General features: G+C 40.5%; 17 protein-coding genes. 7 read left to right on the top strand and 10 right to left on the bottom strand.

Features of this window, described 5'->3' with window-relative positions:
* Window positions 1-7: 7 nt before the first annotated feature.
* Both ACPPVU_RS19935 and ACPPVU_RS19930 read right to left on the bottom strand, forming a co-directional pair.
* A complete protein-coding gene (locus ACPPVU_RS19935; protein ID WP_426668455.1) occupies window positions 8-271 on the bottom strand; it encodes a SemiSWEET transporter in 264 nt (87 codons plus the stop codon).
* A gap of 72 nt (window positions 272-343) precedes the next feature.
* Window positions 344-2,062 (bottom strand): amino acid permease, encoded by a 1,719-nt coding sequence (locus tag ACPPVU_RS19930; protein WP_426668454.1) that lies wholly within the window; start codon window positions 2,060-2,062, stop codon window positions 344-346.
* Window positions 2,063-2,259: 197 nt separating this feature from the next.
* On the opposite strand from ACPPVU_RS19930, the gene ACPPVU_RS19925 reads away from it, so the two are divergent.
* On the top strand, window positions 2,260-2,946 hold the full coding sequence (locus tag ACPPVU_RS19925; protein WP_426668452.1) for a phosphatase PAP2 family protein: 687 nt from the start codon (window positions 2,260-2,262) through the stop codon (window positions 2,944-2,946).
* Between the two features lie 106 nt (window positions 2,947-3,052).
* On the opposite strand, the gene ACPPVU_RS19920 is transcribed toward ACPPVU_RS19925, so the two are convergent.
* A complete protein-coding gene (locus ACPPVU_RS19920) occupies window positions 3,053-3,712 on the bottom strand; it encodes a hypothetical protein (protein WP_426668450.1) in 660 nt (219 codons plus the stop codon).
* A 449-nt stretch (window positions 3,713-4,161) separates the two neighbouring features.
* Here ACPPVU_RS19920 and ACPPVU_RS19915 point away from each other — a divergent pair, with 449 nt between their 5' ends.
* The gene (locus tag ACPPVU_RS19915) at window positions 4,162-4,692 is read left to right on the top strand and encodes a hypothetical protein (RefSeq protein WP_426668448.1); all 531 of its coding nucleotides are present in this window, start codon (window positions 4,162-4,164) and stop codon (window positions 4,690-4,692) included.
* Between the two features lie 91 nt (window positions 4,693-4,783).
* Here the strand turns inward: ACPPVU_RS19915 and ACPPVU_RS19910 are convergent, their stop codons facing one another.
* The 6 genes from ACPPVU_RS19910 to yihA all read right to left on the bottom strand — a co-directional run bounded on the left by ACPPVU_RS19910 (window position 4,784) and on the right by yihA (window position 10,664).
* On the bottom strand, window positions 4,784-6,484 hold the full coding sequence (locus tag ACPPVU_RS19910; protein ID WP_426668447.1) for a M3 family oligoendopeptidase: 1,701 nt from the start codon (window positions 6,482-6,484) through the stop codon (window positions 4,784-4,786).
* A 97-nt stretch (window positions 6,485-6,581) separates the two neighbouring features.
* Complete coding sequence (locus ACPPVU_RS19905; protein WP_426668446.1) at window positions 6,582-7,190, bottom strand: hypothetical protein; 609 nt, start codon at window positions 7,188-7,190, stop codon at window positions 6,582-6,584.
* Between the two features lie 108 nt (window positions 7,191-7,298).
* Window positions 7,299-8,228: an NAD-dependent epimerase/dehydratase family protein gene (locus ACPPVU_RS19900; protein WP_426668445.1), complete on the bottom strand. Its 930-nt coding sequence runs from the start codon at window positions 8,226-8,228 to the stop codon at window positions 7,299-7,301.
* A 165-nt stretch (window positions 8,229-8,393) separates the two neighbouring features.
* Window positions 8,394-8,999, bottom strand: a complete 606-nt coding sequence (locus tag ACPPVU_RS19895; RefSeq protein ID WP_426668444.1) for a Crp/Fnr family transcriptional regulator — start codon at window positions 8,997-8,999, stop codon at window positions 8,394-8,396.
* 96 nt (window positions 9,000-9,095) lie between these two features.
* The gene (locus ACPPVU_RS19890; protein ID WP_426668443.1) at window positions 9,096-9,950 is read right to left on the bottom strand and encodes a UbiA-like polyprenyltransferase; all 855 of its coding nucleotides are present in this window, start codon (window positions 9,948-9,950) and stop codon (window positions 9,096-9,098) included.
* A 75-nt stretch (window positions 9,951-10,025) separates the two neighbouring features.
* Window positions 10,026-10,664 carry a ribosome biogenesis GTP-binding protein YihA/YsxC gene (yihA, locus tag ACPPVU_RS19885; RefSeq protein WP_426668442.1) on the bottom strand — a complete coding sequence of 213 codons (639 nt, stop codon included), beginning with the start codon at window positions 10,662-10,664 and terminating at the stop codon, window positions 10,026-10,028.
* A gap of 157 nt (window positions 10,665-10,821) precedes the next feature.
* Between yihA and ACPPVU_RS19880 the strand changes: the two genes are divergently transcribed.
* Window positions 10,822-11,310: a VOC family protein gene (locus tag ACPPVU_RS19880; protein WP_426668441.1), complete on the top strand. Its 489-nt coding sequence runs from the start codon at window positions 10,822-10,824 to the stop codon at window positions 11,308-11,310.
* A 389-nt stretch (window positions 11,311-11,699) separates the two neighbouring features.
* Window positions 11,700-12,671 carry a quinone oxidoreductase family protein gene (locus ACPPVU_RS19875; RefSeq protein WP_426668439.1) on the top strand — a complete coding sequence of 324 codons (972 nt, stop codon included), beginning with the start codon at window positions 11,700-11,702 and terminating at the stop codon, window positions 12,669-12,671.
* A gap of 73 nt (window positions 12,672-12,744) precedes the next feature.
* On the opposite strand, the gene ACPPVU_RS19870 is transcribed toward ACPPVU_RS19875, so the two are convergent.
* On the bottom strand, window positions 12,745-13,122 hold the full coding sequence (locus ACPPVU_RS19870) for a VOC family protein (RefSeq protein WP_426668438.1): 378 nt from the start codon (window positions 13,120-13,122) through the stop codon (window positions 12,745-12,747).
* A gap of 386 nt (window positions 13,123-13,508) precedes the next feature.
* Between ACPPVU_RS19870 and ubiE the strand changes: the two genes are divergently transcribed.
* The 3 genes from ubiE (at window position 13,509) to ACPPVU_RS19855 (ending at window position 15,864) form a co-directional block, all read left to right on the top strand.
* A complete protein-coding gene (ubiE, locus tag ACPPVU_RS19865) occupies window positions 13,509-14,240 on the top strand; it encodes a bifunctional demethylmenaquinone methyltransferase/2-methoxy-6-polyprenyl-1,4-benzoquinol methylase UbiE (RefSeq protein WP_426668436.1) in 732 nt (243 codons plus the stop codon).
* Window positions 14,237-14,968: an outer membrane beta-barrel protein gene (locus ACPPVU_RS19860; RefSeq protein ID WP_426668435.1), complete on the top strand. Its 732-nt coding sequence runs from the start codon at window positions 14,237-14,239 to the stop codon at window positions 14,966-14,968. Before ubiE ends, ACPPVU_RS19860 begins: the two co-directional genes overlap by 4 nt.
* A 137-nt stretch (window positions 14,969-15,105) precedes the next feature.
* Entirely contained in the window at window positions 15,106-15,864 is a 759-nt protein-coding gene (locus tag ACPPVU_RS19855) for an SDR family oxidoreductase (RefSeq protein WP_426668433.1), read from the top strand.
* Window positions 15,865-15,922: the final 58 nt, after the last annotated feature.

The following is a 15,922-nucleotide window of genomic DNA, read 5'->3' as shown; positions in this document are numbered from 1 at the left end:
TACTACTTTACTTGTATTTTAGCTTATAAACCAAAATTATACTGGCGAATACAAAGGTGATTACATTAGCTACAGCAACGGGTAAGCTATGGCTCATCAACCCGTACATCAGCCACAAAAACGTACCTGCTGTAAACAACATATACATGTAGAGCGATATGCCCGAAGTGTCTTTTGTTTGTATGGTTTTTATGGCTTGTGGCAAAAAAGAAACTGTAGTGCCAAAGGCAGCCATGTAGCCAATAATATCTGTGTAGGCAAGGTTTTTCATGAGATATTTATTTATAGTGATTTTTAAAACAATTACCTCTAATAAATGACTTTTGCAACTTAGTGCAACATTTTACTCCAAACCCTCTATAGTTTTAACTTTATCCTTGCCTAATACGCTGTGTTTGTAGCTGTAGGTAAAGTAGATCACCAGGCCGATGATCAGCCATACCAGGAAACGTATCCAGTTAGTGTAACCCAATTCGGTCATCAGGTAAAAACAGCTTAAAAGACCTAAAACCGGTATCAGTGATAAATTCTTAATAAAGGCAAGTACTGTTAGTACTGCTGATAGTATAATAAAGATAAAGAATGGGAAATTTTCATGGGCGTTTTCGCTCGTGAATAATCTCAGGATGTCATTCCTGAAGAAATACATTCCGGCGATAAAAATAACCGGTATTATCCATTTTGAATTGATGTAAGGAAGACGAAAACGACCAGCTTGTGCTGCTTCACGCGGCAACAATAGTACGCCACCACAAACCAATACAAATGCAAATAAGGTGCCTATGCTGGTTAGGTCGGTTACAATAGTAAGGTTCACAAACAATGCGGGTATTGCCACTACAAAACCGGTTACAATAGTTGCAAATGATGGTGTGTGATATTTGGGATGTATTTTCGAAAATACTTTTGGCAATAAACCGTCACGACTCATGCTCATCCATATACGTGGCTGGCCCAACTGGAATATCAGCAATACACTCGCAGTTGCTATAACCGCGCTAAAGGAAATGATACCGCTTATTTTGCTTAAATGTACCTGGTTGAATACATAAGCCAACGGATCACCTACTGCAAGGTTTTTATAGTTCACCATGCCTGTAAGTACCAGGGCAATCAGTATATAAAGTACAGTACAAATAATAAGAGAATAGATCATCCCTCGTGGCAAATCGCGTTGTGGTTTCTGACATTCTTCTGCCGTGGTTGATATGGCATCAAACCCAATATAGGCGAAAAATACACCGGAAACACCTTTCATAACCCCGCTAAAACCATTCGGCATAAAAGGGTGCCAGTTGGCTGGTGTCACATAAAAAAATCCGATGGCAATAACTGCTATTACAATGGCTATTTTTAATATTACCATTGCATTGGTGGCCTTTTTGGTTTCCCGGATACCAATGTACACCAGGTAAGTAATAATGACCACTATCAACAAAGCAGGCAAATTGGCTATAAATTTAACACCACCTAAACCAGGTGCCGACTCCCATGCAAGGGCGCCCTGTTTAATCATATCGGTTATCTCGCCAAGTTTGTGGCTTCCTGTTAGTTCCTGCAGCTGTTCATGAGCTTTAAATGCCGTAAAATAATCCATGGTAAGGTATTCCGGCAGGTGGATGTGAAAACCCTCCAGCAGATTAACAAAGTACGTGCTCCAGGATATGGCTACCGCAATATTACCTATAGCATATTCCATTAGTAGATCCCAGCCAATTATCCAGGCTATCAATTCGCCAAAAGAAGCGTATGCGTAAGTGTAAGCACTGCCTGCAACAGGTATACGTGAGGCAAATTCAGCATAACAAAGTGCAGAAAATCCGCAGGTTACAGCTGTAATTACGAATAAGATGGTAACACCCGGACCTCCGTTGAATGCAGCCAGGCCGATAGTCGAAAATATCCCTGCGCCAACCACGGCTGCTATACCCATCAGGGTAAGATCTTTTACATTTAATTCCTTTTTCAGATGAGAACCAGAGTGTTCGGAATCACTAAAACCGCTTGCAACGTCAGCTAATATTCTATTAATAGATTTTTTACGGAATACACTTTTCGACATCCAATTTAAATATTAAGGCTAGTGTCAAGTCAACAGTCTTTAGTCGTAAGTCTCAAGTCAATGTTGTACTTTTCTGACTCCAGACTCCAGACTTTCGACTCAGGACTAAACGTCAATTCATAATTGACACGACACTAGGCCCAAACATAGGTATTTTTTTGCATTGAATTAAATGGCATATCTATTAACTTGCGCCCATGAAAATGAATATAAATGAGGTATTACGCAGTATAAAATGGCTGTTGATCCCTTATTTGCTGATCTTATGTATCTGCCTGGCAATTAAACTGGTTTACACACGCGAGGAGATCTATTTTACGGTAAATGGATTAAATAGCCCTCTAGCCGATTTCCTGGCCCCCTATGCTACCGACCTCGGTAATGGGTGGACAGCCATCGTAATATCGGCTATATTAGCGCTATTTAGCTACCGGAAGGCATTTATTTTAGCCACTGCTTACGCTGTTACTTCCATATCGGCCCAAATATTAAAATTCATTTTTGATGCGCCCCGGCCAATGCTGTATTTTAAGGATCAGTTGAACCGCATTCATTTTGTTAAAGATGTGGAGATGTTAAGGGTTCACAGCTTCCCCTCGGGACATACCGTAACTGCTTTTACTATGGCTGTGATTTTTACCTACTGGAGTAAGAATAAAGCCTGGGGACCTGTGTTCTTACTTATTGCTGTTATTGTAGGCTATTCGCGTATGTATTTGAGTGAACATTTTTTTGAAGATGTTACTTCCGGCTCTGTCATTGGTGTAATTATTACCTTTATCTGGCTTTACTGGCTGGATAACAAAGCATTTTTACAACGCCCCAAATGGCAAAGAGGACTACTTAAGCCTCATCCCAACCCTTCTCCAAAGGAGAGGGGCTAAAATGAAGATTTAATTTCTTATTAGAAGTCCTCTCCTCTGGAGTGAATTATTCACATTATTATTGTTTTCAAAGGCGTTCATGAAGGCTATGCCGTTTAGGTGAGGCTTAAGCAAACTCGTTGCTGTCTCTTTTTCTGAATATAAACCAGGCTATTACAAATATAACCAGCACACCACCGCCAATTTCAAATATTGAAACAGTGCTGATAGAGTGTGACGCACTGGTATCAGTATACTGGTCATTACGCTGCAGCTCTGGCGAAAGCTTTATGGAAGCAAAATAGGCGTTTGATTCATTTTTAATCAGGTCTTTGCGCACCTCAGCATAACCGAACTCAAATGTATAAGTAGCGTCCTTGGTGTAAAGCAGTACGAAATTTCTGTACTGGTTTTCGCCATTTGGATCCTTGGTTAACAAAGTAAATGCTTTTGCTTTCAAAGCACCAATAGTTGTATCACGAACATTTTGTGCACTTCCGTTGCCGCTTTGGCTCTGTATACCATTAACGTATTTTTTTAATACTGCGTTAAGATCTTGTTCCTTCTTGAGCGGTTGATTTCCTTTAGCGTTGGGTTCGCGGATGGCCATCATATAACCAAGGTCTGTATTGGCTGAAAATATCTGCTGACCTAATGTGTCTTTTTTGCTATAAGATGATGGTAATGATATGCTTACAAGGTTGTCAACTTTGACTGATTTTAACGATTGGCCGAATACTGCATTCATTGAAAATAGTATACCAAATAATATAATTAGCTTTTTCATATTGTTTAATAAACTCTTTAAAACGCAAAAAGTTTAAATCTATTTCCAATAAGTAAATTGAATATGTATATAATTATCTGATAATAAGTATTTTATATGTATAATTATATTGGCATTTTACACTTCGGCGACAATGAAAATGTAAAGGATCAGGAAAATCTGTCTGCAATCAAATTGAAAACTATTGCACTTACTTATAGGTATTGCTTTTTCGTATTAGGAAATAATTTATTAACCTGGTAATCAAGGTCATCCTTTTTATGAGGATGATTTTTGAGAATTACCCACAACTAAATCACTTTTAGAACGTAGAAAGCCGTGTTCGAAAAAGCTCCTTCCCCTGTTGCATATCGGAATAAAAGAATCTTAAAAATGATTTAAGATTCGTACTGATTAATCAGTTAAGCTGTAAACAAATAACAAACTATAAACTTTATCAATTTTTAACAATGAAAACAATTAAACATCTGGTTCTATTAACCGTGGCTTTTGGTGCATTAACTTTAAGTTCATGTAAGAAAGACAAAAAACAGGATCCGGCCCCGACGGGTACACTTACAGCTAATGTTGATGGAACTGCAACTACTTTTAACACACACGCATTCGCGGGAACAGGTACCGTTTTGGGTCAAACTTTTACAACAATAGAAGGTGTGTCTGCTGCCGGCGACACTATCTCGGTAACGATCGCTGGCGCTATTAAAGTAGGAAAAACTTACAGCGCTGCTATTGATGGTTCTGATAACGAACCGCTTTTTCTGTTTACACCAAAAACAGGTGATCAATTTATCAATGATGACGATAGCGCCAACAATAAGGTGAGCCTTACTATAAGCTCTGCAAGTTCAACTGCTGTAGAGGGTACATTTACAGGCGACTTGGTAGAAAATATTATTGTTATTGGCAATGGTGGCCCTACTCTGGCTAAAAAGTCCGTAACTAATGGGAAGTTTAGTTTGGCCATACAAACCCATCCATAAATTCAAAGCTAAATAAGATTTGATATTTATAATAAGAGCAGGGTTCTCCGAGAGGGGCCCTGCTCTTAATCTTCTAGAGATATAGTATCCTTTACAACTTATCCATTTCAGACTTCACAAATTCAGCCAACTCTTTTACATATGATGCGCTGAAATCAAACTTGATGCCCGCTGTCTCATATATTTCCTTAATGGTTTTGGTATAGCCAAGTTTAAGAGCATCTAAATATTGCTGTAAACCCTTTTCAGGATTTTCCTTGTAGTTTTTCCATACAGCTATAGCACCTAACTGAGCCATACCGTATTCGATATAATAGAACGGTACTTCAAAAATGTGCAGCTGTTTTTGCCATAGGTTGGCTTCGGCTTCTTTATGGTCGGTCCAATCGGCAAAACTGGCTCCAAAGCGTTCGTATATCTGCAACCATGCTTCGGTTCGTTGGTCATCCGTATGATCCGGATTAGTGTAGATCCAATGCTGAAACTGGTCGACCACAGCTACCCATGGCAAAGTTTTCAATACATCAAAAAGCTGATCACGTTTGGCACGCTTCAGATCTTCTTCATTATCGAAATAAACATTCCAGTTATCCATGGATATTAACTCCATCGACATAGAAGCAAGTTCTGCTACTTCTGACGGGCAATGTTTGAAATCATTTAGCTCGAGGTCTGCAGTCAGGAATGTATGAACGGCATGACCGCCTTCGTGAACCATGGTAGTCAGATCCCGGAAGGTATTGGCCGAATTCATGAAGATGAAAGGTGCGCCGGTTTCTGCAAGCGGATAGTTGTAACCGCCCGGTGCCTTACCCTTGCGGCTTTCTACATCAAACAATTGGTTCTCTTTCATGATCTCCAAACGCTCGCCTAAATAGCGACTGATATTGCTAAAGCACTGAATGGATTTCTCTATCAGCTCATTACCATTCTGGAAAGGCTTTAAAGCAGGTTTGCCCGATACATCCACATCCAGGTCCCATGGTTTAAGAGTTGGTAATGCCAGGGCTTTTTTACGTTTTTCAGCTTGTTCGTGCAATATCGGAACGATCTCTTTCTCAATCGCTTCATGGAAAGAATAACAATCCTTCGGGGTATAATCAAAACGTCCCAATGCCTGGAACATGTAATCCCTGAAATTTTCGAACCCGGCATTTAAGGCTACTTTATGCCTTAATACACGTAATTGATCAAATAACTGATCAAGCTGGTCTTTATCCTGCAAACGGCGGGCTGTTATTTTCTCCCAGGCTTCCTGTCTTTTGCTGCGGTCGGTATCCTTTAATATTACAGCAGCCTGTTCTAAAGTAAACTCTTTATCACCGATATGTACCGACATAGCACCTGTGATAGATTGGTATTTTTGCTGCTCTACCTGTATCTCGGTTTGCAGCGGGATATTTTCTTCCCTGAAAAGCTCCAATGCCTTTTTTATGCCACGCAGGTAGATGAAATATTTCTCTTCATGCAGTTTATCGGCCCACTTGCTGTTTACCAGTTTCTTATTTAGCTCATTGCTGTAAGGGGCAATCTTCGGTTCAATTTCAGTAGCAAAATACTGGAATTTTTGAAGCAGCTCTTCGCTCATAGTATCGCAGGTCATGCGGATATAGCGCCAGGCAAAATCTTCTTCTAAAGCAGCCTCCAGTTCGCTTCGGTCATGCAGCCAATGTTCCAGTTCCTTAACGGAATTGACAGGGCGTTCGGTTAATTCTTTTAAAAGCGGTTCTATGCTTTCCCATTTTATTTCGAAATTCTGGGGAATGTATGTTCTTGTTTTTTTATGGATCATGGTATTTGATGTGCAAATGTGCAGATATGCAAATATGCGGATTAGTAGGGAAGTCGAGAATAGTTATAGGTTTAAAAATGTCTTCAAAAACTAATATTTAATTCCCGCTGACATAATACCAATTATTTCCAAGGTCTTCAATCTGGTATACTTCATTAAATATTTGTCGGATCAAATAATTATTTTTTTTGCTATTCTTTATTTTCACAAAGCCACTCATACCATCCGGAACTCCTCTAAATGTAAAAAACAAAACAGCATTTGCTTTTTCTTTATTTGTGACCAAAACTTCTCCTCCACCAACAGACAAAGACTGATATCCGGATGGAAGCATATATAAATAGCTAGCGGAATCTGGTTTGGCCTTAATAGCCAAATCGGAGGCTACTTCATATCTATTGTAGTAAAATGAAAATTCCAGTCTATCCTTAATCCAATTTAATGGAAGTAAAATTACCAATACAAGAAAAAGTATATTGATACAAAAAGGAATAAATATATACGAATACAGATGCCTTCTTCTGATCCAAAATACCAAGCTTACAATCAGTACAACGCTAAAAAGCACAATGATTCCGATTTCTATAAACCCATATATCATCCATAATTCACTCCAAAACTTTTTCCCATACATAATGGAAAAAAACAAGAGTAATGAGCTTATTATCGATAGTTTGAATAATGGTGTTCTTATTATATTTTTCATTAAAGATTAGTTGATAAGGTAGTGGCTATAAATTTAATAATATATTATTCAAACTTATAAGACCATTTGCCTAAAATCTCCGTTTTTATGAAAGCATTTTCCGACTTTCTAAACCTTCTTATACAATGTCTCCGACATCAATTTTATCCCATCCTTATAACTGGTTGGTTTAAAATTAAAGGCCTTTTCAAATTTATCCGAATTGAAATTGTAATCGTGATCGTACTGATAGTACATTTCAACAGTGCCCATCACTGCTTTCTTAAATAGACCGAACGTCCACAACATAGCCTTATTAACCGCTATATATTTAGGTTGAACCCCATAAATATTGGCAGCCATTTCCATGTATTGTTTGCCGGTTAATGGCGCAGAGGTAGGCATATGCCATATCTGGTTGTCGCTGCTGGTATTTTGTCCCAATAGGAACATACCCTTGCCCATATCCGGGATGTAGCTGAAGTTGTGCAGTTTGTTAGGATCACCTATCCATTGTGCACTTTGCTTTTTGGCGTATTTATCCAGCACCATCATATCTACAAAGCTGTTCATATTGTCTGTTCCGTAAAAGTCGGCACCACGGGCTATGCTGGCTTTTATATTTCCGGCTTTTGCTTCGTCCATTAGCTGGGTGGCAATTTTAGCACGTACTTCGCCTTTTACACTGCATGGGTTGTAGGGTGTGGTTTCGAGCATTGGGCCGTTAACAAGACCGTACATATACACATTGTCAAAGAAGATCAGCCTTGCCCCGGTATCCTTACCCAAATTGATAAAGTTTTGCATGATGATGGGCCATTGTTGCTGCCAAATAGTTTTGTCATACACCAAGCCTGCTGTTAAGTAGATCACTGTTGATCCCTTTGAGGCTTCCAACAGTTCATTATAATTCAGCAGGTCGGCTTTTTTCCAGGTGATGTTTTTACCTGCAGGCTGGATAGGCTTGCGGCTAACCAGGCGGATAGTTTCGTTGTTGTTTGTTAATTCGCGGGTAAGTGCATTGGCTACTGCCCCGCCGGCTCCTAATATGGTATGCATTCTTTTTCTGTTTTGATTGATACAAATGTATTGGAGCCTGGTTGCTCAAAACGTTAACAAAAGATAAGAATTCAAAGGATTTCCGATGTCGGATTTCGGAGGTACGATTTCGGATTGCCATATCCGGATTAAATAAGTCCGAACTCAGACATCCGATCTCTGATATCACCTCACCGTTTCCAATATCCTCTTCCTTATTCGCGAAAGCGAAACAGGGGTGATGCCCAGGTAATTGGCGATGTAATGTTGCGGCATGCGTTGCAGTATCTCTCTGCCGGTGCTTAATAGTTGCAGGTAACGTTCTTCAGGTGTTTGGGTAACGAAGGCTGTAACCCTATCCTCGTAGCAAATTAAGTAATGTTCCGCTAATAACCTGCCAAAGCGTTCCATTTTATAGGCCAGCATGGGATTGTTCAGCATCTGATCCATGTCCTCTTTGGTAAAGGTGATGAGTTTGGTGTCCTCTAAAGCTTGTATGTAAACATAACCCGGTAAGCCTGTCAGGTAGCTTTTATAGGAACTTAGATATTCGTTCTCGAAGCTGAAATAACCTGTAATTTCCCCGCCATCTTTTACATGGAAATACCGAACCGAACCCGTTAGGATAAACCCCACCTTGTCGCAAGTTTGTCCGTACTCGGCAAAATAACGTTTCTTTTTAAGGCTGCTGAAACTGAGGTGCTGAGTAAACAATATCCATTCAGCCTCATTAAATTCGACATACTTTTTAAGCTGTTCCCTGAAAATTTGAAGTGCTACAGATGAATCCATATCGTAAAGATAGCAATCCGGAGTCAGAATGAACTCTAAACCCTAAACCCTAAATCCGAAATCGAACATCCGAAATCCGACTTCCGACTTCCGAAATCATCTTATCCATAGCCTGTCCAGTAAAAAGAATGCCGCAAATACCACGCTGGCTATGCCATTGGTTGTCATAAAGGCAAAGTTTACCCGACTCAGGTCGTTGGGTTTTACAAGGCGGTGCTGGTAGATCAGCATGGCGCAGAAGAAACCTATCCCGATATAATATGGCCAGCCAACAGTAGTGAAAAATACAGGCATCACTATAAATGCTGACGATAGTATGTGTAAGAAAGTAGATAATCTTAAAGCATTTACCTTACCTAAATAAGCCGGGATCGAGTGCAATTTCTCATTCCGGTCAAAATCTTCATCCTGTAAGGCATAGATAATGTCGAAACCGCTTACCCAGCAAAGTACTGATAGCGAGAAGAATACAGGTAACAACGCGAAAGCCCCGGTTACAACTAAATAAGCACCAATAGGGGCAAGGGATAACCCTAAACCCAATACCAAATGACAAAGTGCAGTAAATCTTTTAGTCGCACTATACCCCAATACCACCAGCAAAGCTACCGGTGATAAGAAAAAACAAAGCCTGTTGATGAACCAGGTAGTAATGATAAACAGCGCGCAATTAATAATGGTAAAGGTCAATGCTGCTGCCGGACTGATCCTGCCTGCCGGGATATCTCTTACCTTGGTACGCGGGTTCTTAGCATCAATATTCCTATCCAAATAACGGTTAAATGCCATAGCCGAATTACGGGCAAACACCATACAAAACAGCATCAGCACCAGTTTTAACCAATCGAAATGGTAGCTGGTAGTAGTAACTGCCAAAAAGAAGCCAATAAAGGCAAATGGCATGGCAAATATGGTATGTGTAAAAGTTACTAATGAAAGGTATTTTTTCATATACGTTATAATAATGAATATCGGATGTCGAATTTAGGATATCGAAGTGTATTTCAAATCTTAATTATTCGAGATTCAGTGTTCGATATTTAAATTCTTCTGATTCCACTCGGGTACTACAAACTGCTTATTCACTCCATCTATAAATCCCAGCACTTCGTCCCGCCCCAATTGTGTTTCTGCAGAGGTGATAAAGATAGGTGGTATTTCCTCAAATGCAGCTGATAATGCTTTTCTAAACTTAGCCACATTCTGATCTGTTTTTATGGATGATTGCTTGTCTGCCTTGGTAAATATCAGCACAAAAGAAAGTCCTTTTTCGCCTAACCAATTACAAAATTCAAGATCTATCTTCTGCGGCTCAAGGCGACTGTCGATCAGCACCATTACGCATTGCAGGCTTTCGCGCTTATCTAAATAAGTACGGATAAACTTATTCCAATCCTCCTTTTTGCTTTTAGATATACGGGCATAACCGTAACCGGGCAGATCCACCAAATACCAATGCTCATTAATGTAAAAGTGGTTAATAAGCTGTGTTTTGCCTGGTGTTTGCGATGTTTTGGCTAATCCCTTTTTAGCTACCAGCATATTGATGAGGGATGATTTCCCTACATTCGATCTGCCTATAAAAGCGTACTCAGGCTTTAACGGCGGCGGCAGTTTGGATATCTGGGTGTTGCTGCAAATGAATTCGGCAGATTTTACAATCATGGTACAAAGGTACGGGGAATTGTTGGAAAGTTGGAAAGTTGAAAAGTTGTAAGGTTGGCTGTGTTATTTTTATTGATGTTGCCTGACACTGTTTTTGACTTTTATATCCAGATTTGCATAACTTTCAAACATTACAACTTTTCAACCTTACAACAAAATGAACGATTATACAGTACCTGCAAACTCCCGCATAGGGCATGTGCATTTAAAGGTGAGCGATTTGCAACGGTCGTTAGATTTTTACTGCGGATTGCTGGGTTTTGAATTGATGATGAAATATGGTACACAGGCAGCTTTTATATCTGCCGGAGGATACCATCACCATATTGGATTAAATACCTGGCACAGCAAAGACCAGCCGCCTGCACCCGAAACCGCACCCGGTTTATTCCATACCGCCATACTATATCCCGAACGCAAGGATTTAGCCATTATACTGCAACGGTTGATTGACGCTAAATACCCTATTACCGGCGCCTCAGATCATGGTGTATCAGAAGCTATTTACCTGGATGACCCCGACCATAACGGTGTCGAACTGTACTGGGATAGGCCACGTGAGTTTTGGCCCAAAGATGATAACGGAGATATGACCATGTTTACCAAAGCATTAGATATACATGGGTTGTTGGCTTTGGCAAAATAGTGTCATAACACAATTCTCTCTTCAGAGGACTATCTGCATATTTTATGATTTACCCCATCCGGGGTAACATGTCGGTAGAAAAAAGATACGGTAATAATTTCTTGCGGTAGGTGCAATACATTTCCGACATTGTTATTCGAAATGCATATTCAGGTATTGCACCTATGGCGCAAAAAATCATTTTAATTATTGTGCTACCAACATTTGGCTCCCAGAGGAGCTGCTTTTCTAGTGAATAGATACGGAATGTATTGCCTATGCCACTGTCCCGTCCCGGGGGCAATAAGACAAGCGGGACAGCCGGGACAGTTGAAGTAATCCATCAACCCAGGAAATAAACATTATAAACATTTAATAGTTAATACATTTGTATATAATCCGTAAACCCCATGAAAGCTGCAGTTTTACACCAATTAGGTGAAGCTCCCAAATACGAGGAATTCCCCGCTCCCGTTTTGCAAAGCACCGACCAGGTGGTAATAACTGTTAAGGCGGCATCGGTTAAAAATTTAGATAAAGGCAGGGCCAGTGGTATTCATTATGCCAGGCATACGCATTTTCCTGTGGTGGTAGGTGTTGATGGAGTGGGTGTTTTGGCTGATGGTACGCGGGTGTATGCTACAGGCATTACAGGGATGATAGCCGAGAAGGCGCTGATAAGCAATAAAGGATATGTCGTGCTGCCCGATCATATTGATGATGTTAGTGCAGCTGCTTTGCCCAACGCCATTTTGGGTGCTGCCATTGCTTTAAAATATCGGGCCGAAGTAAAAGCAGGCGATACCATTTTAATAAACGGAGCAACAGGTGTAACCGGGCAGGCTGCCGTGCAGATAGCCAAATATTATGGCGCCAAAAAGATCATCGTTACGGGCCGTAATCCTGAGTTGTTAAATCGGTTATTGCAATTAGGGGCCGATGAGATTGTCTCGTTAAAAGATGACCACGAACACATCATTGCCCGTATTAAGGAACTGCATAGCACCGGGCCTATAAGCGCTGTGATTGATTATACCTGGGGCCATCCGGCGGAACTTATTTTGACTGCCCTTAAAGGCAGCGGATTGCATAACGTAACCTCAAAAGTGCGCTTTGTAACCGTAGGTAGCATGGCAGGAGAGGAAATCACCATATCATCGGGGATGTTGAGGAGTTCGGCCATTGAAATATTAGGCTCGGGATTTGGAAGCATACCTGCTGATATAATGGCGAAATTACCGCTGGAGATAATACCCGAAATGCTTCAGCTGGCCGCTGAAGGCAAACTCAAGGTAGAAACATTGATCAGACCATTATCAGAAATAGAAACCGCCTGGCACGAGCATGTACCCGCAGGTAAGAGGTTGGTTATTGTGATGTAGATAAATTATCATATTAACCGTCCCGCTGTCCCGGTACAAGACAACAAGACAAGCGGGACAGTTCAGTATTAAATTAATCTTTTGGTTCCCAAAGCTCAATAATGTTCCCTTCTGGATCGAGCACATGGACAAATTTGCCATAATCATAGTCCACAATCTCATCAACAATGGTCACGTTTTCCTTTTTTAGTTCATCCACCAGCGCAACGATATTTTCTACCCGGTAGTTAATCATAAATGGCTTGGCTGACGGATTGAAATATTTGGTATCCTGCGGAAACGTGCACCAGGATGTGGATCCTTCTTTCGACGGATCATCGGCCTGCCGCCACTCAAACGTTGTTCCCCATTCACTGACGGGCAATCCAAGGTTTTTGATGTACCATTCGTTCATTCCTTTCGGATCATCGCATTTAAAAAATACACCGCCAAGGCCTGTTACTTTTTTCATATTCAAACGTGTTGTATGATTAAGAAAGTGAAATAAAAATGGAATAAAATATTATTTATTGTATTGATAATCAATGTATAAATAATATTTAACATCAATTAAATATTTCTTTATCACAACCTCTTGAGCAATTTCGATCTATTTTTGGATATTACCAAATCTGTTTTCAAATCATCTAATAATGCTGTACAGAGCGGACAGAACGGAGATTGCTTCGTTCCTCGCAATGACGGGTGGAGAATTATCATAGCTGCCCCGGCTTGGCTTGCTTGCCCCGACTGTCTTGTCCCGGGACAAGTGAGCCACCCGAGCCAGTAACCAATTAACAAAATCAACCAATCAACTTAATCCAACCAATCAACCATAATCCCTATATTTGAGGCCGAATGAGCAAGACTATAATACCTTATACCGAAGAGCAGGGCACCAAGAAGGAACAGGTGGCCGATATGTTCAACAACATCTCCAAAACTTACGATTTCCTGAATCATTTTATGTCGCTGGGTATCGATATCATCTGGCGCAAAAAGGCTATTAATGAACTGAAAAAAGATCAGCCTAAATTAATACTGGATGTTGCTACCGGTACAGGTGATTTTGCCTTCGAAGCCCTTAAAATATTAAAACCCGAAAAGATAGTAGGGGTGGATATATCACGCGGTATGTTGGATATTGCTGAACAAAAGATAACCAAACGCAACCTAAATGATCGTTTTGAGGTAAAACTGGGTGATTCGGAAAAATTGCCTTTTACAGATAACGGTTTTGATGCAGTTACCGTGGCCTATGGCGTGCGTAACTTTGAGAATCTTGAAGTGGGTTTGGCTGATATTTTCCGTGTGCTGAAACCAGGCGGTAAAGCGGTGGTGCTGGAGTTTTCAAAACCTAAGGTATTCCCGGTAAAACAACTGTATAATTTTTATTTCAATTATATTACGCCGGGTATTGGCAAGCTGTTTTCAAAAGATGCAAGGGCTTACACTTATCTGCCCGAGTCGGTAGCTGCTTTTCCTGACGGGAAAACCTTTACCGGCCTGATGGATAAAGTAGGTTTTAAAAATACCAAATGCAGACCGTTGGCGTTTGGTATCTGTTCAATTTATACGGGCGTTAAATGAATAAAATCATATACCTGACCATCGTATTTATTTTTTTTTGCAGCAAAGCGATCTTTGCCCAGGCACCGGCATGGGGTGGCGGCGCCGATCAGAACGATATCAGCTTTGGTTTTACCTTTCAATATATAAGCAGCTATTTTAAAATCGATAAAAAAACCACCTGGCGTGAGCCTTTCTATGATGCCGGGGTGAACAAGATAGTTACTCAGCCATTAAACAGTATCAGCTCGCCAAGCTCGCCGGGGTTTGGTGTAAGCTTTCTTTTACGCTACCGTATTAGCGAACACCTGGAAGCACGTACCACACCCGGTTTAATATTTGCCGACAGGACAGTAGATTATACCTATCCAGATGCCTCACAGGATGTAAGCAAGCCGGTACAGGCAACCATGATTGAATTTCCGTTATCCTTAAAACTAAAATCAGACAGGATAAATGATCTGAGATATTACGTGCTTGCAGGTATAAAATATTCCGATGCCATCGGCGCAAAAAAAAATCAACCTAATACCGATCCTGTAGATGCCATCCTGACCAACAAAACAGGCTTCGGCTCTTATGAGGTTGGTCTTGGTTGCGATATCTACTTCGAATATTTTAAATTGATACCAGAAATAAAGTTGTCTAATTCGTTCGGCAACTTGCTTAACCCCGAAAATACCCCTTATGCAACGCCTATCAGCAAGCTATCATTACATACGGTAACGTTTAGCCTGTGCTTTGAATAATCTGCAGATGTGCGGATATGCAAATGTGCAGATGAATAAAATAAATAGCATAACCTTTATTTTATGACTTTCTGGCTATACCAATTTTCAAACTTTCTAAAAATAAATACCTAATTTCGATGACGATTTATTTACCTATGTCAAAGATCGCCTTAATAACAGGCGCCACCGCAGGGATCGGTGAAGCCTGTGCACATGTATTTGCCCGAGAGCGATATGACCTCATACTAACAGGTCGCAGGACAGACCGTCTCGAAAAATTATCAACGCAATTAAAAAAAGAATATAATGTTGATTCAAAGCTGTTAACCTTTGATGTACGTGACCGCGAGGAAGTGATCAGTAACCTGGAAGCCCTGCCTGACGAATGGAAAAAAGTAAATGTGCTGGTAAACAATGCCGGCCTTAGCCAGGGACTTGACCCCATCCAAAACGGCAGCTATGATGATTGGGAAACCATGATAGATACCAATGTAAAAGGCTTGCTTTATGTAACCAAAGTAGTATCCAACTGGATGATCAGCAATGGGTTTGGGCATATCGTCAACTTAGGATCTATAGCAGGTAAGGAAGTGTATCCAAACGGTAATGTATACTGTGCAAGCAAACATGCCGTTGATGCTTTAAACAAAGGTATGCGCATAGACCTTTTGCCTTACGGTATAAAAGTAACAGCAGTGCATCCCGGAGCGGTAGAAACAGAATTTTCGGAAGTGCGTTTTAAGGGAGATAAAACAAGGGCTAAAAAAGTTTATGACGGCTTTGAACCCCTGGTAGCAAAAGATATTGCAGAAACGATATGGTTTGCCGTATCTCGGCCGGCACACGTAAATATTAACGAATTAATAGTAATGCCAACCGCACAAGCCACGGCCACAAACATCTTCAGAAAATAAGACGATGTGCAATTAATTTGTAAAAAAAATATAAAAGGAGAAATTCAAGTTTGAAAAT

The sequence above is a fragment of the Mucilaginibacter sp. McL0603 genome, from assembly GCF_049992945.1.
In the GTDB taxonomy this organism is placed as follows: domain Bacteria; phylum Bacteroidota; class Bacteroidia; order Sphingobacteriales; family Sphingobacteriaceae; genus Mucilaginibacter.
Note: the sequence above shows the minus strand (reverse complement) of the source record. Positions and strands in the feature narration are given on the sequence as shown.